We start from the raw sequence: 23604 nt of genomic DNA, 5'->3' as shown, positions 1-23604 counted from the left end.
CCGGCAAAATTGCGGCCGGTTGGTCGGGGCGGTTTTTTCAAGCCGTCGCAAAAAAGCTTCATTCCATAAACGCCCGCCAGATTTCATCCACCCGTGCCCGCATTTCCTTGAATTCGGCATCGCTGGCGGTGGCGCTTTCGCCTTGCAAAACCTGGTGGTGGCCGTAATCGCGGTAGCCGATATAGGCTTTTTTCAGCAGGGCCGCGTCGTCGGCATCGATAAAGCCCTGCGCGGCCAAGCCTTCCAGCAGGCGCACGTTATCGGTATAGGTGGCCAGAGCGGGGTTATGGGCGGTTTCGGCCAGAACGCCGAATTGGACGATAAATTCGATATCGGCGATGCCGCCCTTGCTTTGCTTGAGGTCGAAGGTGCCGGCCGCCGAGTTGTCCAGATGTTCGCGCATCTTTTCCCGCATCTCCCGCACCTGTCGTTTCAATTCGGCAAGATCGCGCGGCAGAGCCAGGATGCGGCCGCGGATGGCTTCGTATTCGGTTTTCAGCGCGGGATCGCCGGCCACGAAACGGCCTCTTACCAAGGCTTGGTGTTCCCAGGTCCAGGCCTGTTCGCGCAGGTAATTTTCGTATTGTTTGATGTGGGTGACCAGCAGACCGGAGTCGCCGTTGGGACGCAAGCGCAGGTCGCATTCGTATAACACGCCGGACAGCATTTTGGTGTCCAGAATATGGCGGATTTTCTGGCCCAGGCGCAGGTAAAACTGGCCGCTGTTGATGGGTTTGTCGCCGTTGGTCATGGCGTTGCCGTCGGCGCAGTCGTATAAAAACACCAAATCCAGATCGGAGGCGTAACCCAGTTCGATACCGCCGAATTTGCCGAAGGCGATAATGGCGAAACCGCCGGCGGTATCGATTTGGCCGTTGGGCGGGCAGCCGTGTTTGTCGGTCAGTATGCGCCAGGCCCGCTCCAGTACCTGTTCCAGAATGACTTCGGCGATCCAGGTCAAATAATCGCTGACTATCATCACCGGCAACACGCCCATGATGTCGGCGGCGGCCACCCGCAACACGTTTTGGTGCTTGAACTGGCGCAAGGCTATCATCAGCTGCTCGCCGTCGTTGCCGTCCGTTCTGTCCAGTTCCCGTCGCAGGTCTTGGCGTAAGTCGTCTTTTTTCAGGGGTTCGAACAAACTGCGCGGGTCCAGCAGTTCGTCGAACAAGATCGGGTATTCGGCCAAATACTCGCAAATCCAGGGGCTGGCGGCGGCCAGCGTGATCAACTGGGTCAGGGCGTCCGGGTTTTCCGCCAGCAGCGATAAATACACGTTGCGGCCGGCCACCGCTTCGAATAGCGCCAGGATACGGTTCAAGGTAATGTCGCGATTTTCGACGCAAGGCACCCGTTCTATCAACAACGGCATCAAGCGGTCCAATACGCCGGCACCCTTGCGGGTCATGCGTTTGATCGGGGAGCAGATTTTGAAGTCGCGCAGGGCGTTGTAAACCGCTTGCGGGTCGGCAAAGCCGTAACCGGCCAGATTTTCCAGCGACCGCTCCTCGTCGGCGCCCGTCCAGACCTGCCGGGCGGCATGTTGCCGGCTATCTTGCTCGCTGAGCGAAAACACTTCGTCGAACACCGCCTGCACGCTGCCGCGCACTCTATCCAGTTCCTGCTTGAAATTGTCCCAGTCCGCAAAGTCCAGCGAATAGGCCAGAATCTGTTGCACCGGCGCCTGCTGCGGTAAATCGTGGGTTTGCCGGTCCTGGTATTGCTGGATGTGGTTTTCCACCCGGCGCAGGAAACGGTAGGCGAATTTCAAGTTGGCAACGTCGTCAGCCCGCATCAAGTTCAGCTCCCGCAGCACGCCGAGGACGACTTGGATTTCCCTTTGTTGCAGGGCCGGTTCGCGGCCGCCGCGAATCAGTTGAAAAGCCTGGCCGATAAACTCCACTTCGCGGATGCCGCCTGGGCCGAGCTTGACGTTGTCCAGCCTGTCCTTGCGTTTCAACTCCTGCATGATCTGGAATTTCAGCGAACGCAGTTCCTCGAAGGCACCGTAATCCAGGTAGCGCCGGTAGACGAAGGGCTTGATCAGCGCGGCCAGCTGTTTGCCGGTATCGAAATCGCCGGCCACCTGGCGGGCCTTGATCATGGCGTAACGTTCCCACTCCCTGGCCTGGGTCAGGTAGTAATTTTCCATGCCGTCGAAGGTCATGATCAACGGCCCGCTGTCGCCGAAGGGGCGCAGGCGTACGTCGGTGCGAAACACGAAGCCGTCGACGGTGGTTTCGTCCAGCATTTTGATCAAGGAGCGGCAGATGCGGGTGAAAAACTCGCCGTAGCTGATTTCCTTTTTCTCGCTTAGCAGGCCGTCTTCGGCATAGGCGAAAATCAGATCGATGTCGGAGGAATAATTCAACTCCCAGGCGCCCAGTTTACCCATCCCCAACACCACGATATTGAACGGCTCGCCGTTGCTCAAGGTGGGCGTACCCCAGCGCTTGCAGGCTTGTTGGTAGAAAAAGTCCAGCGCGGTTTGAATGCAGGCTTCGGCCAGCGCGGTCAGGTCGACTAGGGTTTCGTTCAGGTTCGCCCAGCCGGCCAGATCGCGCCAAGCGATACGCACCATTTCCCGGCGGCGGAATTGCCGCAATTGCCTGGCCAGCATCGCTTCCGCATCGGCCGGATTGTCCAGCAAATGCTGGCGGTAAGCGCCGCCGCGGTCGGCGGAAAACAAGTCGCCGCTGGTCACCAAATCAGATAGCAAGCCGGGATTGCGCAGCCAGCTGTCGCGCACGAATTCGCTGCAGCAGCAGACTTTCAACACAGACCCGGCAAATCTGTCGTCGGCAAAAACGGCCAGATCGTCGGCGGACAGTTTTTCCTCCAGCTGTCGGCAAACGGATTCGGCAAGGCTTTGCAGGGTCCGCGGCAAATACGGTTGATGTTGCGACAGCAGGGTCTGAAGGCTCATAGGCATATCCGGCAAAAAATGACGGCCAATCATACCTAAATCCCGCCGGCGATGATGGAGTTGTTCCCCACCGGCTCAGGGATTAAGTTGCCTGATGGGTTAAGGTAATGATTAAATCCGGGGATTTAATCAACTATTCTTAGGCTTCCGTCCAAAACAACTTCCTCCCCTCCGGACGGTGTCGTAAAAGCTCCCTCTCCTTGCGGGAGAGGGTTGGAGAGAGGAGAAATAACAAGGTAAGGCGTTGATTTTTATACCCTCACCCTGTCCTCTCCCGGAGGGAGAGGGAAATTAATGTTGTCAGCGCGGTTGGAACGGCTTACCGAGTAGTTAACAAGGAACATCACTAAATGAACGGCGAAACCCACAGCCAACTGGCCAATTTTATTTGGAGCATCTGCAACCTGTTGCGCGGCCCTTACAAGCGCAACGAATACCGCAAAGTCATCCTGCCGCTGACCGTGTTAAGGCGCTTCGATTGCCTGCTGGCGCCCAGCAAGGACGCCGTATTTGCCGAATCCCAAAATCTACAAGGCAAGCCGGAACGGGTCATCCAGGCCAGGCTGCAGGCCATTACCGGCCACCGCTTCTACAATCTGTCGCGCATGCAGCTCGATAAGAATGCCGATCATTCCCTGCTCAACGATCCGAATAATCTGGCGCCCAATCTAAACAGCTACATCAACGGTTTTTCGCCGAATGTCCACGCCATCATGGAGAAATTCAAGTTCAGCGAGCAAGTTGCCCACATGGCGGAAAAGAACATCCTGTTCGAAGTGGTCAAAGCTTTTGCCGCCATCGACCTGTCCCCGCAACGGGTGGATAACGTGCAAATGGGCTATGTCTTCGAAGAATTGATCCGTATCGGTGCCGAGCAATCGAACGAGGAAGCCGGCGAGCATTTCACTCCGCGCGAAGTCATCAAATTGATGGTCAACCTGTTACTGGTGCCGGAGCAGGATTTGGCACAAAGTCACATCGTCAAAACCATCTACGACCCGGCCTGCGGCACCGGCGGCATGCTGTCGGTGGCCGAGGAATACATCCGCAAGCTGAATGCCGACGCGCAACCCAAGGTATTCGGTCAGGACTTTAACGACGAGGCTTAGGCGGTGTGTAAATCGGACATGCTGATCAAGGGCGAAGATGCCGACAATGTCATCCTGGGCGACACCTTCACCCGTGACGGTTTTGACCGCGACAGCGACGGCAACAAATGGACTTTCGACTACATGCTGGCCAATCCGCCTTTTGGCGTGGAATGGAAACAGCAACAGAAAACCATCCAGCAAGAGGCCGACACCTTGGGTTTTGCCGGTCGCTTTGGTGCCGGCACACCGCGCATCAACGACGGCGCGCTGCTGTTTCTGCAACACATGATCAGCAAGATGCGCAGCCCGGCCAACGGCGGTAGCCGTATCGGCATCGTGTTTAACGGTTCGCCCTTATTTACCGGCGATGCGGGTAGCGGCGAAAGCGAAATCCGCCGCTGGATCATTGAAAACGACTGGCTGGAGGCCATCGTCGCCCTGCCGGAACAACTGTTCTACAACACAGGCATTTCCACTTACATCTGGATCATCAGCAACCGCAAGGAACCACGGCGCAAAGGCAAAGTGCAATTGATCGACGCCCGCCATTTATGGGTGGCTATGGAAAAATCCTTGGGCAACAAGCGCCGCCGCATCGGCGACCCCAGCGACAAAGCCAAAGACCCGGACCATATCGGCGACATCACCCGCATCTATGCCAATTTTCAGGATGGCGAACTGTACGGGCGAAAAATTTTTCGCCCCTACGATGACGAAACTCCCAACAAGCCGCTGATTGTCAGCAAAGTGTTCGATAACCAAGACTTTGGCTATCACAAAATCACCGTCGAGCGCCCACTCAGACTCAATTTTCAAGCCAGCGCAGAGCGAATCGCCCGCCTGGAACAGCAAACCGCATTCATCAATCTTGCCAGTAGCAGTAAAAAGAACGAAACCGTCCGCCAGCAGGAAATCGAAGCCGGTCGTGCCCGCCAACAACAAATCCGCGATTTACTGGCCGCGTTTGCTCGTAGGGGCGAAAAATCTTTCGCTCCTACGGGCGAAAAATCTTTCGCCCCTACATGCCTGGATCGGACAGTCTTCCTAAATGCCCTGCGCCAAACCGAACAAGCAACTGGCATCCGCTTATCGGCCTCCGAACTGAAAGCGGTGCTTGCGGCTTTGGGAGAACGGGATGAAAACGCAGAAATCTGTCGAGACAAACAAGGCAACCCGGAGCCCGACACCGACTTGCGCGATACCGAAACCGTCCCGCTCAAGGAAAATATCGACGACTACTTTAAGCGCGAAGTGCTGCCGCATGTCCCCGATGCCTGGATTGACCACGGCAAAACTAAAATCGGGTATGAAATTCCTCTGAATCGGCATTTCTACCGCTACGAACCGCCGCGCGAACTGGAAACCATCGAAGCCGAAATCAAGGCGCTGGAAGGCGAGATCGTGGATTTGCTCAGAGAGGTGACGGCGTGAACCATGTAAACACGTTCGAGCAATTGGTCGATAGCATCCAAGGCGCGCATCGTGAATTGACTGCGCAAGCGGTAAAAGCCATCAATCTCAGTTTAACGCTACGCAATTGGCTGATCGGATTTTACATTGCCGAGTATCAGTTGCATGGTGCTGATCGTGCCGCCTACGGCGAAAAATTGTTGGATAAATTGGCCGCCGAACTCACTGGCACCAGCAATTGCAAGCGTCGCCAACTTTACGACTATCTGAGTTTTTATCGTACCTACCCCAACATTGTGCGGACACTGTCGGCACAATTGCAAACCTTGTTGCCTCCGAATGTAAACATCGATTCGGAAAAAGTGCCGACAGCGCCGGCACAATTATCCGAGCTATCCGAAAAACTGCTGACTCGCTTATCCTATAGTCACTTGAAATTACTGACAGACATAGAAAATTCAACCAAGCGCAACTTCTACGAAACCGAATGCCTGCGCGGCAACTGGTCGGTGCGGGAATTAAAACGCCAGATCGGCAGCCTGTATTACGAGCGTTCCGGTCTTTCGCACGATAAACAAAAGTTGTCGGAACAGGCCCAACAGGACGCCGAACCGCAGGCGCTATTCAATATCCGCGATCCGTATATCTTTGAATTCCTCGGTTTAAAACCCGCCGAAGTGATGAGCGAATCGCAACTGCAAGACCAACTGCTGGGCAAATTGCAGGAGTTTTTGCTGGAACTTGGCCACGGTTTTTGTTTCGAAGCCCGCCAAAAACGCATCCTGATCGGCGACGAACATTTTTTCGTCGATCTGGTGTTTTACCACCGCATCCTCAAATGTCATGTCTTGGTGGAGCTGAAACTGGAAGCCTTTAGCCACCAAAACATCGGCCAGCTGAATACTTACGTCAATTGGTACCGACACCACATGCTGGCCGACGGCGACAATCCGCCGGTGGGCATTTTATTGTGTACCGAGAAAAATCACGCCCTGGTCGAATACGCCCTGGCCGGCATGGACAACCAACTGTTCGTCTCCAAATACCTGCTGGAAATGCCGGACAAAGCCACCATGCAGCAATTCATCGACCGGCAATTGCGGGAGTTGCGGGGGTGACCAGATCATTCAGGCAATATCAAAGATCGGCGGCAACGCTTCTGAAATTCCGGCCAACCGCCGCTTGTGGGAAAGCCCATAGGGTGGATAAGCGCAGCGCATCCACCGCGACGGCTTTAAATCTGGTGGATGCGCGTTGCTTATCCACCCTACCGCCATCAAACAATCGTTTTGCAACGATTCAGAATTTCTTAACCGTTCAGCGCAAAGTAACGACCAAGGAATTCTCGCCCCTTAGCATAGGATGGGCTGTTAAGCCCATCAGTCGGCGTTTACGATGGGCTTCATTGGCATTCAGCCCATCCTACGTTGGCTTGCGGGAGGCAAGCCGATGAAATATCCGGCTTATCCCAAATACAAGGACAGCGGCGTGGCGTGGTTGGGCGAGGTGCCGGGGCATTGGGAGGTAAAGCGACTGAAAATGACCGCTCATCATTGTGACAAAAAAGTCGAAGCGAATGAAGAAAACCCTCTGCCTTACATTGGCATGGAAAATATCGAGTCTTGGAGTGGCAAATTGCTACCCATTGATCCCGATATTGTGCCTTCAGGTGTTGCAAATTATTTTTCCAAAGGAACAACGTTGTTTGGCAAATTGCGGCCTTATCTTGCCAAGTCTTGTAATCCAGACTTTGAGGGACTTTGTTCAACCGAGCTTTTAGTCATTCAGGCCGAGGATTTTGATCGTCGAGCGCTTTTGTATTGGCTACTTGCCGATGGATTTATCAAGTTAGTCGACTCTTCCACCTACGGTTCTAAAATGCCCAGAGCCAATTGGGACTTTATAGGCAACTGTCAGTTACCTGTGCCGCCTCTGACCGAACAAACCGCCATCGCCGGTTTTCTGGATCGGGAAACCGGGCGGATTGATACCCTGGTGGCGAAAAAGCGCAAGCTGGTTGAATTGCTCAAGGAAAAACGCAGCGCGCTGATTTCCCGCACCGTCACCCGCGGCCTGCCCGCCGACGCCGCGCGGGAATTCGGCCTGACCACCGGCAATGCCGCCGTCCATGAAGCGCCCGGCGCGTATGATCGGGGCCATGAAAATCACAGTGGGGACGAAAATTTTTCCACATGTAGGGGCGAAAAATTTTTCGCCCCTACGGGCAATGGCATTCCCGGAAGGCTCAAGGATTCCGGGGTTGAATGGTTAGGGGAAATTCCAGTAGATTGGGTAACGCCACCCCTATATTCTCGTTATTCAATAGAGCTAGGTAAGATGTTGAATGAAAGCAAGATTACTGGAAAGCACCTTTTGCCTTATTTGAGGAATATTGATGTTCAATGGGATTCAATCAATTTCATTGATTTACCTGAAATGGACATTCCCGAACCGGAATATTCTCGCTATACCCTTAAAGAAGGCGATCTTCTTGTATGCGAAGGTGGCGAAGTTGGAAGGTCAGCCATAGTTGGCAAACTAGAATCGAAAATTGGTTTTCAAAAAGCGTTACATCGCATGCGTGCAATTAATTCACTGATGGAATACCCCAGATATATGTATTACCTAATGTACTGGGCAAATAAAACCGGTGTATTTAGTTCCGGCGGAATATCAACGATTGCGCACTTGACCGGCGAGCAATTAAGGAAATACCGTTTCCCCAAACCTCCTTTTCAAGAACAAACCGCCATAGCCACCTACCTAGACCGTGAAACCGCCAAAATCGACCGGCTGGTAGAAAAGGTCGAAACCGCGATTACCCGTTTGCAGGAATACCGCAGCGCGCTGATCATCGCCGCCGTGACCGGCAAAATCGATGTGCGGGAGGCGCGATGAATAACGCTGCCATCGTCGCCAAGCTGCGCGCCGAACTGGACAACGTGTTGGCGGTTTATGCCTTCGGCAGCCGGATTCAAGGCACCGCCGGGCCGGATAGCGATCTGGATTTGGCGGTATTGGTGGCGGGTTACGCCGATCCGCAAACATTGTGGGCGCTGGCCGGCGACCTGTCCGACCTAGCCGGCTGTCCGGTGGATTTGCTCGATCTGCGCGCGGCCTCGACCGTGATGCAATACCAAATCCTTACCCAGGGCCAACGCTGGTGGACGCGCGACGCGCAAGCGGCACTGTACGAAGCGGCGATTTTGAGCGAAAAAACTGAACTGGATAGCGCCCGCGCCGGGCTGTTAGCCGATATTTCCCAAGGAGGCAGCGTGTATGGCCGATGACGTGTTAATCAACAAAGCCGCCACCATCGAGCGTTGCGTGGCTCGGGCGCGCGAGGAATACGCCGCCAACCCGGACGGCTTTGCCAGCGATTTCACCCGCCAGGATGCGGCGATTTTAAACATTCAACGTGCCTGCGAAGCGGCGCTGGACATGGGCCAGCATCTGATTCGGCGCGAAAAACTCGGCGTGCCGCAAAGCGCCCGCGACGTGTTCGAGTTGCTGGCGCGCGGCGGCTGGATCACTGCCGATTTGGCCGCGTCGCTGAAGCACATGGTCGGTTTTCGCAATATCGCCGTGCATGATTATCAGCAATTGCATCTGCCGATTACCGTCAGCATCATCACCCGGCATCTGGACGAATTTCTGGATTACAGCCGCGCATTGCTATTGCGCGATGCCAAGGATATTCATGAGCCACGATGAAGAATTCGTAGGGGCGAATAGCGATTCGCAATATGTAGGGGCGAATGATGATTCGCCCGTACAAACCAAGCCCAAAGGAAACCGTCGTTCGATTCGGTTGAAAAATTACGATTATGCTCAGGCGGGCTTTTATTTCGTAACCGTTTGCACGCATCAAAAAACCTGTTTCTTCGGCTCTATCCAGAATGGTGCAATGGTGGCGAATGATTTAGGCCGGGTAGTTGAATGTTGTTGGAACGAAATACCGGCACATTTTCCAAACGTAGCATCCGATGCGTTTGTGGTGATGCCCAATCACGTTCATGGAATTTTGGTGATTAATGCGGGGGAAAATGATTGTTCGTGGGGAGTAGGGGCGAATCATCATTCGCGGATTGTAGGGGCGAAAGATTTTTCGCCCCTACGCCCTCGCGGCACATCGAAAACCCTGGGTTCGATAATCCGGGGTTTCAAAATTGGTGTCAGCAAATGGGCAAAAAACAATACTCAAATCCAAACCGTTTGGCAGCGCAATTATTGGGAGCACATCGTTCGCAACGAGCAGCAATTAAACCTGATTCGGGAATATATTCTCAATAACCCTGCGCAATGGGAGCTAGACAGTTTGCACATTAATAACCGGGGCACAGGTAGGGGCGAAAAATCTTTCGCCCCTACACCTTGTGAAAAACCATGAGTCAAACCAGCGAAAAGGCTTTCGAAAGCTACATTGAGCAAATGCTGTTAGCCAAAGGCTGGCAAGCGGGTTCCGTAAAAGAGTGGGACAAGGAACTGGCTTTATTCCCGGCGCAAATTCTCAATTTTATCGCCGCCACCCAAAAGCCACTTTGGGACGGCATGCACGAACAGCATGGCGCTAATCTGCAAAGCCTGCTGATCAAGGATCTGGTCAGGGAACTGGCGATTAAAGGCTCGTTGCATGTATTGCGCCACGGTTTCAAGTTTTACGGCAAAACCTTCCGGCTGGCCTATTTCAAACCGGCGCAGGGCTTGAATACCGAGGTGCTGGCAAACTATCAACAAAACCGGCTGACGGTAACGCGGCAGCTGCCGTGCCATCCGGGCGATCACAGCACGCTGGATATGCTGTTTGCGATCAACGGTTTGCCGGTGGCGACTTGCGAGCTGAAAAATCCGTGGACCGGGCAAAACTGGCGGAATGCGGTGCAGCAATACCGCAATGATCGTAATCCGCGCGCGCCGTTGTTTGAGTTTAAACAGCGGGCGTTGGTGCATTTTGCCGCCGATCCGGACGAAGTCCACATGACTACCCGACTGGTGGGCAAAAAGACCTTTTTCCTGCCCTTCAATCGCGGCAGCCACCCCGGCGAAGTGGTTTGCGGGGCGGGCAACCCGCAGCATGCGTCCGGTTACCGCAGCGGTTATTTCTGGGAAGAAGTGCTGGAGCGCGAGCAGTTTCTGGACATTCTCGGTAATTTTATTTTCATCGAGCGCAAGGAAGAGAAAGTCGAAGACGGCAAGGGCGGCAGTCGCTTGCTGCAAAAAGAAGCGGTGATTTTTCCGCGCTATCACCAGCTCGATGCGATCCGGCGACTGGTCGCTGCCGCGCAATTGGAAGGCCCAGGTCAGAATTATCTGATCCAGCATTCAGCCGGCAGCGGCAAGACCAATTCGATTTCCTGGTTGTCGCATCGTCTGGCCAATTTGCATGACGGCAACGATCGCAAGCTGTTCGATTGCGTGATTGTGATTACCGACCGGCAAGTGTTGGACAGGCAATTGCAGGATGCCATTTATCAAATCGAACACGCGCAAGGGGTGGTCAAGGCCATCGATCAGGATTCAAAGCAGTTGGCGGCGGCGCTGATCGACGGCACCAAGATTGTGATTACCACCTTGCAGAAGTTTCCGTTTGTGTTGCGCGGCTTATTGCATACGGCGGAGATCGACAGTAGGGGCGAAAAATCTTTCGCCCCTACGTTTTCCCCAACGGAACAAGCCAAAGCCTGGGAACAGGAGATAGCCAAGCGGCGTTATGCAGTGATTGTCGATGAAGCGCATTCGTCGCAAACCGGTGAAACCGCCAGAGAACTCAAATCAATTTTGGGCAGATCGTCTCCTGTTGATCGTTCTGAAATCGATGCGGAAAGCTCCCTCTCCCTCCGGGAGAGGGCTGGGGTGAGGGGAGACAACCAACCAACGTCTAGTTTTATATCCCCTCATCCTAACCTTCTCCCGGAGGTAGAAGGAACCGTCTTGTATGGCTCGGGTAAACGGGAATCAGGTGAAACAGAAGAACCGGATTGGGAAGACCGTTTGAATCAGGTCATGGCCTCGCGCGGCCGCCAACCTAATATCAGCTTTTTCGCCTACACCGCCACACCCAAGGGCAAGACCTTGGAGTTGTTCGGTCGTGTCGGTCACACAGGCAAGCCGGAGCCATTTCATCTGTACAGCATGCGCCAGGCCATCGAGGAAGGCTTTATCCTGGACGTGTTGCGGAATTACACGACCTACAAAACCTATTTCAAGCTGGTCAAGGCCATGCAGGAAGACCCGAACCTGCCGAAGAAAAAGGCGGCGCGGGCTTTAGCCAAATTTCTGGTGCTGCATCCGACCAATATTTCGCAAAAAATCGAAATCATCGTCGAACATTTTCGCAACCACGTTAAACATCATTTGGGCGGCCAAGCCAAGGCGATGGTGGTGACCGGTTCACGCCTGCACGCCGTCAAATACATGCAGGCATTTCAGGCTTATATCGAGCAACACGGTTATCACGATATACAGCCCTTGGTAGCGTTTAGCGGCACGCTGCTCGATCCAGAAACCGGGCAGGAATATACCGAACCGGGCATGAACGTCGACAGTGTGACCGGTAAAGCGATCAGCGAAAAGCAATTGCCGGAGTGTTTTAATTCACCCGATTATCAAGTGCTGCTGGTGGCCAACAAGTACCAAACCGGCTTCGATCAGCCGAAGTTGATGGCGATGTATGTCGATAAGCGTTTGGATGGTGTGCAGGCGGTGCAAACCCTGTCGCGCCTGAATCGCATGCTGCCGGGTAAGGAAGCGCCGTTTGTGCTGGATTTTGTCAATGAAGCCGAAGACATTTATCGCGCCTTCAAACCTTATTACGACGCCACCAGTTTGCAGGAAAGCTCCGACCCGGCCTTGCTGGAACAGCTCAAGCATGACTTGGACAGCATGCAGGTTTATTACTCTGAAAGTAAAAAATCGAGCGGGTACGGTTGCTTGTTGGACAGGCGTCGGCAGCAAGGATGCTGCCGTCGAGCCTACACGGACGTATTTACGGCGTCCTGTCCGGCGAGGAACCGTGCCCAGCTGCACTACTTTCATTTGCCGGGGCGATGCCTAGCCTTCATGAACGTTACTCTGAAAGTCATGGTAGGAGCGACGCATAGTCGCGATTCGCAAGGCCAACATCGCGACTGTGCGTCGCTCCCACGAGATTGTCTTTCATTTGCCGGGGCGATGCGCAGGTTTCATGAGCGTTAGGCTGAGCCAGCGGTTAAAGCTTTGACGCCATCGGGCCCGTCCCTGTAAGCTGGAATCCGGTTGGTCGCGGCTGTTATAGTCATCGCGTTGCAAATTTCGGTTTTTAATTCCCTCGCTCCATCCCTTCCGGGAGGCGAGGGGCGGATGCGCCGAAGTTTGAGGTTCGAAAGGTATATGTTTTACATTCTCCGCTGCCACTGTAATTTAAGCTTCCAGCAATCATTTAATCTTCCCGGAGTACCGCCCATGCAAGCCCTCGAAACGCTAGTCGCCACCTTGTCCGCTTGGGTTTGGGGGCCGCCGATGCTGGCGTTGCTGGTCGGTACCGGCCTGTATCTGACGGTGCTGCTGCGCGGCCTGCAGTTTCGGACGCTGCCGCTGGCGTTTCGGCTGATTTTTCATAAAGACCACGGCCATGCCGGCGATATCAGTCATTTTGCCGCGTTGATGACCGCATTGGCGGCGACGGTCGGCATCGGCAACATCGTCGGCGTGGCCACGGCGATTACCTTGGGCGGGCCGGGGGCGGTGTTCTGGATGTGGATGACCGGCTTGGTCGGTATGGTGACCAAATACTCCGAGGCGGTATTGGCGGTCAAATACCGGGAAAGAGGCGAACACGGCATGCGTGGCGGACCTATGTACTATCTGGCCAAGGGGGCAAACCTGCCCAAGCTGGGCTGGTTGTTCGCGCTGTTCACCGCGTTGGCCACCTTCGGCATCGGCAACATGACTCAGGCCAATTCCACCGCCAAGATTTTTCAGGCCACGTTCGCCGTCGAGCCCTGGGTCACCGGCTTGGTATTGATGACCTTGACCGCGCTGGTAATCCTGGGCGGCATCCGCTCGATAGGTAAATTTACCTCGGTGCTGGTGCCGTTAATGATAGTGGGTTACGTCGGCTCGGCGCTGACGGTGTTGGCGTTGAACGCCGGCGAAATTCCCGCCGCCTTCGGATTGATTTTCGGTCACGCCTTTTCGCCGGCCGCGGCCAGCGGCGGTTTTGCCGGCGCCGGCGTGGCGGCGGCGATGCGCTTCGGCATAGCGCGCGGGGTGTTTTCCAACGAGTCCGGCCTGGGTTCCGCGCCGATTGCGGCCGCCGCCGCCCGCACCAGCGAACCGGTGAAGCAGGCCCTGGTCAGCATGACCCAAACCTTCATCGACACCCTGCTGGTTTGCAGCATTACCGCGCTGGTGATTCTGACCGCCGACTCCTGGACTCAAGGTGTCGCCGCCGGCCGCCTGACCAGTGCCAGCTTTGCCGAAACCCTGGGTGTCGGCGGCGAAATACTGGTCGCCCTGGCCACCGCCGTATTCGCCTATTCCACTCTGATCGGCTGGAATTATTACGGCGAAAAGGCCATTGAATACCTGTTCGGCTCCAGGGCCATCCGGGTGTACCGGATTGCCTTCATTGCCACCGTGATCGTCGGGGCGATGATGGAACTGGAGTTCGTCTGGAACTTTTCCGACCTGATGAACGGCATGATGGCGCTACCCAACCTGATCGGGCTACTAATGCTGTCAAAAGTCGTCAAGCAGGAGACCGATCGCTATTTTAGTGACGTTAAGGAATAAAAGGCCGCAAGCTCCAATCCGTGGGGCGCCAGTAGGCGATAGCCGTATTGCGCCGCATGTTGAGTTAATTTGTTCGGCGCAATGCTCGTTGGCGATTGTGCTAAAGCGGTTAAAAAAAGGGTTGTCGATGCAGGCCGCTTAGCTGTCCGCCCACATTCTTAACAGGTTGTGGTAACAGCCGGTCAGATTGACGGTGGTTTGGTTGTCGCCTTGCGTCGAGCGCAGTTCCAGAATCGCCATGTCCATTTCGAACAACAGCCGGCGGCGTTCGGTTTCCCGTACCATGCTTTCCAGCCAGAAAAACGACGCCAGCCGGGCACCGCGGCTGACGGGTTCTACCCGATGCAGGCTGGAGCCAGGATACAGCACCATGTCGCCGGCCGCCAGTTTGACCGCATGTTCGCCGTAGGTATCCTCGATCACCAGTTCGCCGCCGTCGTAACTGTCCGGGTCGGCCAGAAAAATCGTCGCCGATAAATCGGTGCGCACGCGCTGGCCGCTCTCCGCGCAATAACGGATGGCGTTGTCGATGTGGTTGCCGAAGGTATTGCGAGGGCCGGCATAGCGGTTAAACAGGGGCGGGTAAATCCGCTTCGGCAAGGCGGCGGACAGAAATAGCGCGTTGCGGTTTAAGGCCGCCAGCAGCAGGCTGCGCAACTGTTGGCTCTGCGGCGCATCCTCCGGCAACTGCAGATTGTTTTTGACCTGTGCAGATTGGCTGCCGGCGGTGATGCGGCCGTCCGTCCAGGGAGCGGTTGCCAATAATTGCCGCGCTTGCTCGAGTTCGTTGGGGGAAAGTACCTTGGGGATTTCTATCAACATGCGTTACCCGTTAATGGCGGTCAGGGCGAAAAACAGCGACAGACTCAGCGAGCCCAGCCCCAGGCCGGCCGCCGCCAGCCGCGGCCCGTGCAGGCGCGTCCACAGCAGGATGCCGGTCATGCTCAACAGCAGCAGTGCCCCGGCCAAGGTATCGACCAGTAACACCCAACCCATGCCCATGCCGGTACCCATATGCAGATTGTTCAAGGTCTGCAGCAAATTGGCATTGCCTTGCTTGACGCTGACGAAGGCGTTGCCTTCCCAATATTCGGCGGACAGCAGGCGGCTGGGGCTGCGCAACGTGATGTTCCATGACGCGGGCTGTTGCAGGGTTTGGTTTTGCCAAATAACCTCCTTGGCGGGTTCTTGTTTGATTCTGGCCCGGGCGGTATCGATCCGCAGGCTTTGTCCCAGCCAGACCGCCATGGCCCTGGCGTCAGCCGGTCTTGGTTCCGGCAGGGCCAGCTGGATTTCGGTTTGCCGCATCCTGCCGATGGGGATTTTCAGAATGTCGCGGTGGTTCAGCAATATGCCGGTAAATCCGAACAACAAACCCAATGCGGCGCCCCACAGCCCTAGCCAGGCATGGGTGCGGCGCAGCCACTTTAAAAAAGCCCCGCGCGATAGCCGGCGGGGTAAAAACAAATAGCCGCCGTTGGTTTTTTTACGCGCATGGCTGGCGGGTGTATCGAGCGTGTGCTGGCTGGTAGTCATAAAATAGTTCTAAGGGCGTTTCAATATTTAAAGTTGACCGTCAGTTGTCCGGACAGCGGTGTACCCGGTAGGGCCGAGTTGGTGCGGCCGGATTCGTAATACACCGTATCGGTCAGGTTAAAGACGTTGAGTTGCAGGTCGTAATGCTTCTGGTGGTAGGCCAGTACCGCATCCAGCCGCGCGTAACCGGGCAACACCGCCTCGTTGACGCTGTCGGCATAACGGTGGGTGGCATAGTAGACACCGCCGCCCAGTTCCCAGTTGTCGGTCAAGTGGTAGCTGGTCCAGATCACGCCGCTGTTTTTCGGCACGTTGACCGACGTCATGCCTTCGAAGGATTTGGTCTCGCCGCTGACCGAGCCCACCGCCGAGTTGTTCGACTTGACCACTTGGGCATCCAGAAAGGCATAGGTGGCCGATACGTCCCAATTAGGCAGGATTTCGCCGGACAGGCCCAGCTCGAAACCGTCGGTACGCACTTCTCCGCTCAGCTCCTGTAAATTGGGGTCGATTGCCGAGGTGGTGCGGGCATTGGTTTTTTCCAGCCGGAACACGGCGGCGCTGGCGGACAAGCGGCCGTCGAACAAGTCCAGTTTGGCGCCGATTTCGTAGTTGCTGTTTTGTTCCGGCGGCAGGTCGGCGTTATTGGCCGACAAGCTCAAGCTTTCCGCCGATGGATTGAAGGACTTGCCGTAGCTGAAGTAATAGGATTGCCAATCGGTCGGCTGCCAGACGATGCCGCCGCGCGGGCTCCATTGATCCACGCTGCTTTCGAAGTTGGCCGTGCCGATCAAATCCTCCTGTTGGGCTTCGAACACGTCGTAACGGGTGCCGCCGACCAGTTTCCATTGCGGATTGATTTCGAATTCGTCCAGCAGATAACCGGCATAGGTTTGGGCGTGAGTCAGCCGGTTGGTGGCCAGCGTGCCGCTGAAATCGCTAGCCAGGCCCTGGCCGACGCTGCCTTTCAGTAGCGGGTCGAACACTGATACGCGGGTGACGCCGGTGGAATTCTTGGATTTGTAATCGTAGTCTTCCCAGCCGAATTCGCTGCCGAACATCAAGGTATTGTTGAAGCCGAACAGCGGTTGTTTCAGCACGAAATCTGTCTGGTTGTACACGTTTTCCTGCGTATTCAGCCGCAGGGCCTGCGAGCGGCCGATGGTGCCAATGTTGGAGCCCTTGGTAGCGGCATTGCCGGAAAACAAGTGGGTCAGATATTTACGTTCGTAATCGCCGTAACGCACGGTGTTCTTCATCGAAAATGCCTCCGAGAATCGATGGTTCAGCGCCACGGTGGCGACGTTGACGTCGGTGTCCATCAGCCGGTTGTCGGTATAGCCGTAGAAGGTGTTGACCGGCACGTCGGCCGGCCGGCCCTTCCACATCGGCACGCCGTAATCGAACACGCCTTCCTCTTCCTGGTGCAATAGGTTCAAGGATAAATCGGTATCCGGGCTGAGCTTGAAGGCAAAGGACGGCGCAATCCCCCAGCGGCTGGTGTCGTTGTAATCGCGGAAGGAATCGGTGTCCTGATACATGACGTTGAGCCGGGCGGACATGTCCTGGTAAGCGGTTTCCGCATCGATGGTGGTGCGCTTGAAGTCGTAATTGCCGTAGGTAAAGCTGCCCTTGACGCCGGTCTTGCCGGTGGGCTTTTTGGCGATCTGATTGATCACGCCGCCGGTGGCGCCGCGGCCGAACAAAATCGACGAGGCGCCCTTCAGCACTTCGGCTTTCTCGATGAAAAAGGTGTCGCGGTTGTATTGGCCATTATCTTTCACGCCGTCGACATATTGATCCGAGTTGGCGGAAAAACCGCGCAGGGTAATGGAGTCGCCGGTGCGGCCGCCTTCGCCGGCCGCAATGGTCAGGCCGCTGACGTTTTTTAAGGCGTCGGTCAGATTAAAGGCATTCTGCGATTCGATCAGTTCTTTCTTGACCACGCTGATCGATTGCGGAATGTCGCGCAAGGCCTGTTCGGTTTTGCTGCCGGTGGTGGATTTCTCCGCCTTGAAGCGGTTGGCTTTTTTTTCGCGGGCCGCCTTGACCTTGACGTCGTCCATGACGACTTCCCGGTCGTCGACGACGGCCGGTTCCACGGCATGGGCCGCTCCGCTCAGGGCGGCGCCCAGCGGTAGCAAGGCACCCAGGCGCCATTTGGCGCGGCTGGACTGGTTTTTATTGGTACAGTGACTAGACATGGGCTTTCCCTTTAAGTAAGACAATGTGATTGGCTGCCTGGCGGGGAATGCTGGGTGGCTGATGCATGGTTAAGGTTTGCTTGATTCGGGCTCGGAAACAAAGCCGATGCGGCTGACGCCGGCTTGGGTGGCATCGGCCAGGGTTTCGGCGACGATGTGGTAGGCGACGCCTTTATCGGCCCGTACGTGCAATTCGGCGCTGTCCGGCCGCGAGCTGAGTTGCGCCAGTTTTTGCCGCAACTGTTCGCGGCTGACCGCTTCCTGGTTCCAGAACAATTGCCCGCCGTTATCTATGGACAGATTGACCGGCTCTACCGGTAGCGGCGTTTGCGGCTGGCTGTTGGCCTGGGGCAGGTCGATTTTGACCGCGTGGGTCATCATCGGCGCGGTGATCATGAAGATCACCAGCAACACCAGCATCACGTCGATGAGTGGAATCATGTTGATTTCGGCCACGGTATGGCCAGCGGTTTTGTGTTGGTCGAAGCCGCCGAATGCCATCAAACTTCTCCCGCCACGGCCAAGGCCACCCGTGGGTTGGCATGCGGCATTTCCAGCAGCGGATTGATGGCGGAGCCGGTGGTCAAAAAGGCGAACAGGTCGTGCGCAAAGGCGTCCAGTTGCGCCAACAGCAAGCGGTTGGCGCGCACGCAGTCGTTGTAGGCCAGCACGGCCGGAATCGCCACCGCCAGGCCCAGGCCGGTCATGATCAAGGCTTCGCCGACCGGGCCGGCGATTTGCTCCAGGGAGCCCTGGCCGCTTCGGCCTATACCCAGCAGGGCGTGATAGACGCCCCAGACGGTGCCGAACAAACCGACGAAAGGCGCGGTGCTGGCGATGGAAGCCAGCGCGGTCAGGCCCCATTCCAGCTTGGCGGTTTCTTCGTCGATGACCCGGCGGATGGCGCGGGTGAGGAATTCGCCGGCCGAACCGGCTTCCTGCAAGCGCTGCACGCCATGGATGGCGTGATGGCGGCTGGCGTTGATGGCGTGGTAGGTGAGGTGCGAAAACGGTTCCTCGTCGCGGTGTTGATTCAACATTTCGGCCACCTTATCCAGCGAGGCGGCGTTCCAGAACTGCGCCAGAAATTCCCGACTACGGCGGCGGATGCCGTAGCCCTGCCAGGCTTTGACGACAATGAAGTACCAGCTGGCCACCGACATGCTCAGCAGTAGCATGAACAGGGCTTGGCCGATGGCGTCGCTTTGCGACAGGAAATGGCTGAAATTTTGATTGATGGACATGGTTTTATCCCTCGAGGCTGAATGAAATCGGTACGACCACCCAGGCGGACACCACCCGAGAGCCGTGTTGGGCGGGCACGAAACGCCAGTTTTTGACGGTTTCCAACGCCGCGGAATCCAAGCGCGGGTAACCGCTGGATTTGCGTAGATTGACTTGATCGACCGTTCCGTCGGTAGTCACCAGCACCCGCACTAATACCCGGCCTTGCTCGCCCTGCTGGCGGGATTGATCCGGATAGGCCGGCGCCGGATTATTCAGATAATCCGCATGCAAACTGGGTAGGGTGGTCGGTGCCGGATTGTTTTCTTCAGTGGGTGCGTCGGCCACGCTGCTCGCGGGTGCAGGCTGCGAACTGACCGGCGGGGCCGGTTGGGGTTTTAGCTGTTCGGGTTCGCTGCTGGGAGCCGCCATCGGCGACACGGTTTCGCTGGCAGTGGTCAGCAGCGGTTTCGGTTTAGTTGTCTTGGCTATCGGTTTGGGTTTGGGCTTTTTGACGGCAGGCTCCGAGTGCTGGACCGGTTGGGCGACAGGTTGCATCGTGGTTTTCGCCTCGGCGGTGCCGACCCAGCTGACCATAATGGGTTGAGGCGGCGTGATGGCTGTTTCCGGGTGTTGCTCGGGTAATAATGTCAGCCAAGCCAGATGAATAGTCACGGCAACGCCGATACCCAGCCAGGTTTTAAGCGGCCGGCTTGCGTTTAAAACGGTCGGAAAGGGTTGACGCCGGGGCCTGTTTGCTACGGCGGCGTACTGTAGAAAAAGAGTGGCAATCATATAGCCTCACGCTAAGCAGTTGATCAATGCTTGGCTGGCTGGCCCAGGCGGGTTGGCTGGCTATGCGACGGATTGGATTTATAAAGTCGAATGAATACGCAGGTGCTAGCAATTTGCGGATGTCTTCGCGCGTCAATGCACCAACGTCAATTTGGGCGGCAATTTCTGGTTTTCCAGAGGGGCATCGGCCATCTTTTTCGACGCCGCCGTCAGCAGGGTGGCAAGGTCGGCGAATTGGTCCGTGTCGAACCGTAGCGACAGATTTTGCAGGTGCAGATGCACTACGCCGCAGTCCCGGCACATCAAAACCTTGCCGGAACCGCTGGCCGCCAGATATTCGTGCGTGCAGGGCTTTTTACTCATCGTGGTGTCCTCATGTTGAACAAGAAATCAGGGCGCCGGGCGGGTTTTTTCACCGGGCTTGCAATTGCCGCGCGCCTCGACGATTTTCGACATCGCCAGCGACAACAGCATTTGCCAGACAATTTGTTTCGAACCCAAGTCCAGGCAACGGAAATCGGTTGCATGGAGTTCGCCCTTTTCCATCAGCGCGGCCAGCACATTCGGGGCTATCTCCAGTTTTACGGCCGGTGGCGCTTTAAAAAAGGACAGGAGAAGCTTCATAAAACCAGGCTGTTATGGATTTGATGTAAATGATAATTATTCTTATTTGAAAAGTACAGCTTTTTTATCGGCTCCGGCACTGATGTCTTGCTTGATGGCTACCTCTTGTCATCTTCCTCGGCTCCAATGGCGTAAAACGCTAACAGTCCGGGCAGCAGCACATTGGCTCCAGACTTTCAAACACGTAGAGTTCACTCGAACAACCCCCGGAAAAATCCCCAACCGCAGCTATTGGGCTGGCAATGACAAACTCACCGCATGATCTTTTCCACATCAGTTTGAATCACCCCTCCCCCTGGACAAGGGTAAAACACTTGACTTTCTTCCAAATCCATATAAAATAGGGATTCAATTTCGGGGGTCGTTAGCTCAGCCGGTAGAGCACCGCACTTTTAATGCGATGGTCGTGCGTTCGAATCGCACACGACCCACCATCATTTAAGTAGTAAGAACAATAGGTTATAAGGATTGTAAGCTTCAGTAACTGTGTACTAAAACAATCGACTACAGTGATTTTACTGGTAGTTGTGTTTTAACCCTCTAGATTGGGGATACACAGATGCTAAATTTCTTCATCCGCAAGGTAGGCCTAAAAAACGGCGAAAGTCGTTACCGCACAGTCCTTACAAAATCTGGTAAGGAAATCAAATCAAAAACCTTTAGACGCAAGCAAGATGCCCGCATTTGGGGTACGCGTTCTGTTCTTGAGTTTCAGGAACACGAAGCAAGTGGCACCCGCCCCTGCACAATCACCTTCAATCGATTAGCTGACGAGTATATGGCCTGGTGGTCTGGAAAAGACCATGACCGTGCCCGACTCGTCCAATGGTGGAATGATCAGTTTAGCAAGATCATTTTAACCGAAATCACCCCTGATCTTATTCGTACCAAGCTAAAACCAAAGCGTTCACTGGCACCTGCCACTTACAACAAGCACTTGGCAGTTCTCTCGTCAATTTTGGATTTTGCTACTCGTCAACAGGAAGATGATACCGTCTTAGAGCAGTACATTGATGAAAATCCGTGCAAAAAAGTCCGAACTCTAACCGTTAACAATAAAGTTGTTCGATTCCTATCGGACCAAGAAAAGACACGCCTGATGCGATCAGCCCAGGAAATTGGTGGCAAATTTTATCTCAAAGTGCCCATGGCATTGACCACGGGTATGCGAAAGGGTGAGTTAGATTGATTACGCTGGACCGTTTTGCAATCTATCGCAAATATATCTGCTTTTATTCAGCGGTAACCAATGCGTGCTGGGGGCAAAAAACGACAGGCATAAAAAAGCCCACACTGTGTGGGCTCCCGTCCGTTATGATTTTATAGTTAGTTTGGACGCCTGCCTTTGCTAGCGGCAGTTTAAGCATTTGCGATGGTTATTATTGTTTTCCCGCTTGCGCGGTCGCTTTCCTCCCCCCCCCTCAAAAGATACGAGTCTTGCGATTCGTATTGACCTTGGTCAAGGTAGGCGCATTCTAGTGAAGAAAAAATGAACTGTCCAGAAAAATTGCGACAATTTGTCGCATACAGAAATTAGGTCTATTAGCCAAATACATTACCGCCTAAGTAGATCGAGTATTGGCCTCAAGCCATTGTGGTCAATCTCCTGCATCAGCGCCAACAGTTGCCCCAGTTCCCCCTTGGGAAGTCCCTAGCGAGCAAACCAATTTAGGTAATGTCCCGGCAAATCGGCGATCACACGGCCTTGGTATTTGCCGAATGGCATGGCTACTGTAACCAGTTTTTGTAAGTCTTCCGGTTGCATTCTTGGATTATCAGGCCAACTCGACGCCGGCAATATCGCCTTTTGCGTTCAGGTTCAACCACAACCGCCCATAGCAGGCTTTCTGATCGCACTGACAACCGGAACCTTCCATGATACTTTCCAGAAACGTCACGTAGATCAACAGGCGATCGGTGCGCCGCTCGAGGATTTCATAGGCAATCGAGTCGCTGATGATCCAGCCGTTTTGTGTGCAAAAAGCACTCAGCTTATTGCTGGTTTCCAGTAGCTGGGTAATGGCTAAGGCTTCAGACATGAACCGCTTACTTGTTATCCTGTTCGGAATCGGAAATCACCGTGTACTCAGCAGTAATACTTTCACCGTCTGCTTGACCAACGTTTTGTTGCTGTGCCGTTTTTATCAATCGCCATGCTTTGTAGCCTACGATGCCCAGCGGAATCAACAGAACGACAAAAAATACAGAAAAGACCAGCGTGCCGACGACAGCTCCGGCAATCATCGCCGGAATTACCAGGATTTTGGAAAGACTGGAACCTGAACTTTCTTCGACCTGATATTCAAGTCGGCCTTGAGAATTTTCCGATGTGCCGATATGGATAGTTCGCTTGTAAATTTTGAACATGGGTTTGACTAGCGGCTGAAATAGGAAACGAAGCTTACTATGTGCTTGCCCGAAACAAAAATTCGTCGAGACTCAGCGCCGTTTCTGGAAATTCCCTTAATAGTTTTTTGTCTTGAGTGACCAGCTTTACGGATAGCTGCCGGGCCAGAGCCACAAATTCACAGTCATAAGCAGAACAAGTGCTACTGGCAACGAGGTTCATGACTGCGACAGAAGGCAAAATAAACTCACGGTCAGCCATCAACGATTCGGATTCATCTTGCAAAGCCAATGCCTCGGTCAAGGAAAGTATGTTCTGCCTTAAATAGAGCGCAAGCACATTACGGAACTCGCTTCTCCACAGTTCAGGTGCAGCTCAGTCAGGATCAATTCGGTACAACTGACTTGCTTTGTCGGAATAATTCGTCGGCAAGAACAAGTAGCTAATAATATTGGTATCGGCAACGATCATGGACGCCCATTCTCGATAGCTTGATCGATGTCATCCAAGCTAATGTTATTGGGCTTAATACTCGCACGTAGCTGCTCTATCCGTTTTAAGCGATCATTGGGGTTGGTTTTCTTGGCAATCAACGCCTGTTCAAGGCAAACCAAAACCTCACTGTTGATACTACGCCGATTCAAATCTGCAGCACATTTCAGTTGTTCATAA

General features: G+C 54.7%; 21 protein-coding genes, 1 tRNA gene and 2 pseudogenes. 10 read left to right on the top strand and 14 right to left on the bottom strand.

Annotated elements, in window-relative coordinates:
• Positions 1 to 58 precede the first annotated feature (58 nt).
• On the bottom strand, positions 59 to 2929 hold the full coding sequence (gene glnE, locus NP590_RS15155; protein WP_256603417.1) for a bifunctional [glutamate--ammonia ligase]-adenylyl-L-tyrosine phosphorylase/[glutamate--ammonia-ligase] adenylyltransferase: 2871 nt from the start codon (positions 2927 to 2929) through the stop codon (positions 59 to 61).
• Positions 2930 to 3279: 350 nt separating this feature from the next.
• Here glnE and NP590_RS15150 point away from each other — a divergent pair.
• The 8 genes and pseudogenes from NP590_RS15150 (at position 3280) to NP590_RS15115 (ending at position 14202) form a co-directional block, all read left to right on the top strand.
• Positions 3280 to 5451 (top strand): annotated as a pseudogene (locus NP590_RS15150) (type I restriction-modification system subunit M).
• Positions 5448 to 6548, top strand: a complete 1101-nt coding sequence (locus NP590_RS15145; protein WP_256603416.1) for a PDDEXK nuclease domain-containing protein — start codon at positions 5448 to 5450, stop codon at positions 6546 to 6548. Before NP590_RS15150 ends, NP590_RS15145 begins: the two are co-directional and overlap by 4 nt.
• A 331-nt stretch (positions 6549 to 6879) precedes the next feature.
• The gene (locus tag NP590_RS15140) at positions 6880 to 8328 is read left to right on the top strand and encodes a restriction endonuclease subunit S (protein WP_256603415.1); all 1449 of its coding nucleotides are present in this window, start codon (positions 6880 to 6882) and stop codon (positions 8326 to 8328) included.
• Positions 8325 to 8720, top strand: a complete 396-nt coding sequence (gene mntA / locus NP590_RS15135) for a type VII toxin-antitoxin system MntA family adenylyltransferase antitoxin (RefSeq protein WP_256603414.1) — start codon at positions 8325 to 8327, stop codon at positions 8718 to 8720. Before NP590_RS15140 ends, mntA begins: the two co-directional genes overlap by 4 nt.
• Entirely contained in the window at positions 8710 to 9144 is a 435-nt protein-coding gene (gene hepT / locus NP590_RS15130; RefSeq protein WP_256603413.1) for a type VII toxin-antitoxin system HepT family RNase toxin, read from the top strand. Before mntA ends, hepT begins: the two co-directional genes overlap by 11 nt.
• On the top strand, positions 9131 to 9820 hold the full coding sequence (locus NP590_RS15125) for a transposase (RefSeq protein WP_256603412.1): 690 nt from the start codon (positions 9131 to 9133) through the stop codon (positions 9818 to 9820). Before hepT ends, NP590_RS15125 begins: the two co-directional genes overlap by 14 nt.
• Positions 9817 to 12624: a type I restriction endonuclease subunit R gene (locus tag NP590_RS15120; RefSeq protein WP_256603411.1), complete on the top strand. Its 2808-nt coding sequence runs from the start codon at positions 9817 to 9819 to the stop codon at positions 12622 to 12624. The genes NP590_RS15125 and NP590_RS15120 overlap by 4 nt, the downstream gene beginning before the upstream one ends.
• A gap of 246 nt (positions 12625 to 12870) precedes the next feature.
• Positions 12871 to 14202 (top strand): alanine/glycine:cation symporter family protein, encoded by a 1332-nt coding sequence (locus NP590_RS15115; protein ID WP_256603410.1) that lies wholly within the window; start codon positions 12871 to 12873, stop codon positions 14200 to 14202.
• Positions 14203 to 14340: 138 nt separating this feature from the next.
• Here the strand turns inward: NP590_RS15115 and NP590_RS15110 are convergent, their stop codons facing one another.
• From NP590_RS15110 to NP590_RS15075, 8 genes are all read right to left on the bottom strand, one after another.
• Positions 14341 to 15024: a Fe2+-dependent dioxygenase gene (locus NP590_RS15110; protein WP_256603409.1), complete on the bottom strand. Its 684-nt coding sequence runs from the start codon at positions 15022 to 15024 to the stop codon at positions 14341 to 14343.
• A 3-nt stretch (positions 15025 to 15027) separates the two neighbouring features.
• Positions 15028 to 15738, bottom strand: a complete 711-nt coding sequence (locus NP590_RS15105; RefSeq protein ID WP_256603408.1) for a PepSY-associated TM helix domain-containing protein — start codon at positions 15736 to 15738, stop codon at positions 15028 to 15030.
• 20 nt (positions 15739 to 15758) lie between these two features.
• Positions 15759 to 17942, bottom strand: a complete 2184-nt coding sequence (locus tag NP590_RS15100) for a TonB-dependent receptor (RefSeq protein ID WP_256603407.1) — start codon at positions 17940 to 17942, stop codon at positions 15759 to 15761.
• A 69-nt stretch (positions 17943 to 18011) separates the two neighbouring features.
• Positions 18012 to 18443 (bottom strand): ExbD/TolR family protein, encoded by a 432-nt coding sequence (locus tag NP590_RS15095; RefSeq protein WP_256603406.1) that lies wholly within the window; start codon positions 18441 to 18443, stop codon positions 18012 to 18014.
• Entirely contained in the window at positions 18443 to 19186 is a 744-nt protein-coding gene (locus NP590_RS15090) for a MotA/TolQ/ExbB proton channel family protein (protein ID WP_256603405.1), read from the bottom strand. The genes NP590_RS15095 and NP590_RS15090 overlap by 1 nt, the downstream gene beginning before the upstream one ends.
• Positions 19187 to 19190: 4 nt before the next feature.
• Positions 19191 to 19841, bottom strand: a complete 651-nt coding sequence (locus NP590_RS15085) for an energy transducer TonB (RefSeq protein WP_256603404.1) — start codon at positions 19839 to 19841, stop codon at positions 19191 to 19193.
• 252 nt (positions 19842 to 20093) lie between these two features.
• On the bottom strand, positions 20094 to 20324 hold the full coding sequence (locus NP590_RS15080) for a DUF6686 family protein (RefSeq protein WP_256603401.1): 231 nt from the start codon (positions 20322 to 20324) through the stop codon (positions 20094 to 20096).
• 27 nt (positions 20325 to 20351) lie between these two features.
• Complete coding sequence (locus NP590_RS15075) at positions 20352 to 20585, bottom strand: hypothetical protein (protein ID WP_256603398.1); 234 nt, start codon at positions 20583 to 20585, stop codon at positions 20352 to 20354.
• 358 nt (positions 20586 to 20943) lie between these two features.
• Between NP590_RS15075 and NP590_RS15070 the strand changes: the two genes are divergently transcribed.
• A tRNA-Lys gene (locus NP590_RS15070) sits at positions 20944 to 21019 on the top strand.
• A 125-nt stretch (positions 21020 to 21144) separates the two neighbouring features.
• The gene (locus tag NP590_RS15065) at positions 21145 to 21774 is read left to right on the top strand and encodes a site-specific integrase (protein ID WP_256603397.1); all 630 of its coding nucleotides are present in this window, start codon (positions 21145 to 21147) and stop codon (positions 21772 to 21774) included.
• A gap of 366 nt (positions 21775 to 22140) precedes the next feature.
• Here the strand turns inward: NP590_RS15065 and NP590_RS15060 are convergent.
• From NP590_RS15060 to NP590_RS15040, 5 genes and pseudogenes are all read right to left on the bottom strand, one after another.
• A pseudogene (locus NP590_RS15060) lies at positions 22141 to 22350 on the bottom strand (DUF3820 family protein).
• A gap of 10 nt (positions 22351 to 22360) precedes the next feature.
• Entirely contained in the window at positions 22361 to 22624 is a 264-nt protein-coding gene (locus NP590_RS15055) for a hypothetical protein (protein ID WP_256603395.1), read from the bottom strand.
• Between the two features lie 7 nt (positions 22625 to 22631).
• Entirely contained in the window at positions 22632 to 22952 is a 321-nt protein-coding gene (locus NP590_RS15050) for a hypothetical protein (RefSeq protein WP_256603392.1), read from the bottom strand.
• Positions 22953 to 22989: 37 nt separating this feature from the next.
• A complete protein-coding gene (locus NP590_RS15045) occupies positions 22990 to 23235 on the bottom strand; it encodes a hypothetical protein (RefSeq protein WP_256603391.1) in 246 nt (81 codons plus the stop codon).
• A 164-nt stretch (positions 23236 to 23399) separates the two neighbouring features.
• Positions 23400 to 23604 (bottom strand): Arc family DNA-binding protein (locus NP590_RS15040; protein WP_256603390.1); only part of this gene is annotated, 205 nt, incomplete at its 5' end.

Source organism: Methylomonas subterranea (genome assembly GCF_024505185.1).
Taxonomy (GTDB): Bacteria; Pseudomonadota; Gammaproteobacteria; order Methylococcales; family Methylomonadaceae; genus Methylomonas; species Methylomonas subterranea.
This window is presented reverse-complemented; position numbering and strand designations above follow the sequence as displayed.

Coding starts and splice junctions, on each gene's coding strand:
- NP590_RS15065 (WP_256603397.1), top strand. CDS start 21,145: ATGCTAAATTTCTTCATCCGCAAGGTAGGCCTAAAAAACGGCGAAAGT.
- NP590_RS15075 (WP_256603398.1), bottom strand. CDS start 20,585: ATGAAGCTTCTCCTGTCCTTTTTTAAAGCGCCACCGGCCGTAAAACTG.
- NP590_RS15050 (WP_256603392.1), bottom strand. CDS start 22,952: ATGTTCAAAATTTACAAGCGAACTATCCATATCGGCACATCGGAAAAT.
- glnE (WP_256603417.1), bottom strand. CDS start 2,929: ATGAGCCTTCAGACCCTGCTGTCGCAACATCAACCGTATTTGCCGCGG.
- NP590_RS15115 (WP_256603410.1), top strand. CDS start 12,871: ATGCAAGCCCTCGAAACGCTAGTCGCCACCTTGTCCGCTTGGGTTTGG.
- NP590_RS15110 (WP_256603409.1), bottom strand. CDS start 15,024: ATGTTGATAGAAATCCCCAAGGTACTTTCCCCCAACGAACTCGAGCAA.
- NP590_RS15090 (WP_256603405.1), bottom strand. CDS start 19,186: ATGTCCATCAATCAAAATTTCAGCCATTTCCTGTCGCAAAGCGACGCC.
- NP590_RS15125 (WP_256603412.1), top strand. CDS start 9,131: ATGAGCCACGATGAAGAATTCGTAGGGGCGAATAGCGATTCGCAATAT.
- NP590_RS15095 (WP_256603406.1), bottom strand. CDS start 18,443: ATGGCATTCGGCGGCTTCGACCAACACAAAACCGCTGGCCATACCGTG.
- NP590_RS15100 (WP_256603407.1), bottom strand. CDS start 17,942: ATGTCTAGTCACTGTACCAATAAAAACCAGTCCAGCCGCGCCAAATGG.
- hepT (WP_256603413.1), top strand. CDS start 8,710: ATGGCCGATGACGTGTTAATCAACAAAGCCGCCACCATCGAGCGTTGC.
- NP590_RS15105 (WP_256603408.1), bottom strand. CDS start 15,738: ATGACTACCAGCCAGCACACGCTCGATACACCCGCCAGCCATGCGCGT.
- NP590_RS15080 (WP_256603401.1), bottom strand. CDS start 20,324: ATGAGTAAAAAGCCCTGCACGCACGAATATCTGGCGGCCAGCGGTTCC.
- mntA (WP_256603414.1), top strand. CDS start 8,325: ATGAATAACGCTGCCATCGTCGCCAAGCTGCGCGCCGAACTGGACAAC.
- NP590_RS15055 (WP_256603395.1), bottom strand. CDS start 22,624: ATGTCTGAAGCCTTAGCCATTACCCAGCTACTGGAAACCAGCAATAAG.
- NP590_RS15120 (WP_256603411.1), top strand. CDS start 9,817: ATGAGTCAAACCAGCGAAAAGGCTTTCGAAAGCTACATTGAGCAAATG.
- NP590_RS15140 (WP_256603415.1), top strand. CDS start 6,880: ATGAAATATCCGGCTTATCCCAAATACAAGGACAGCGGCGTGGCGTGG.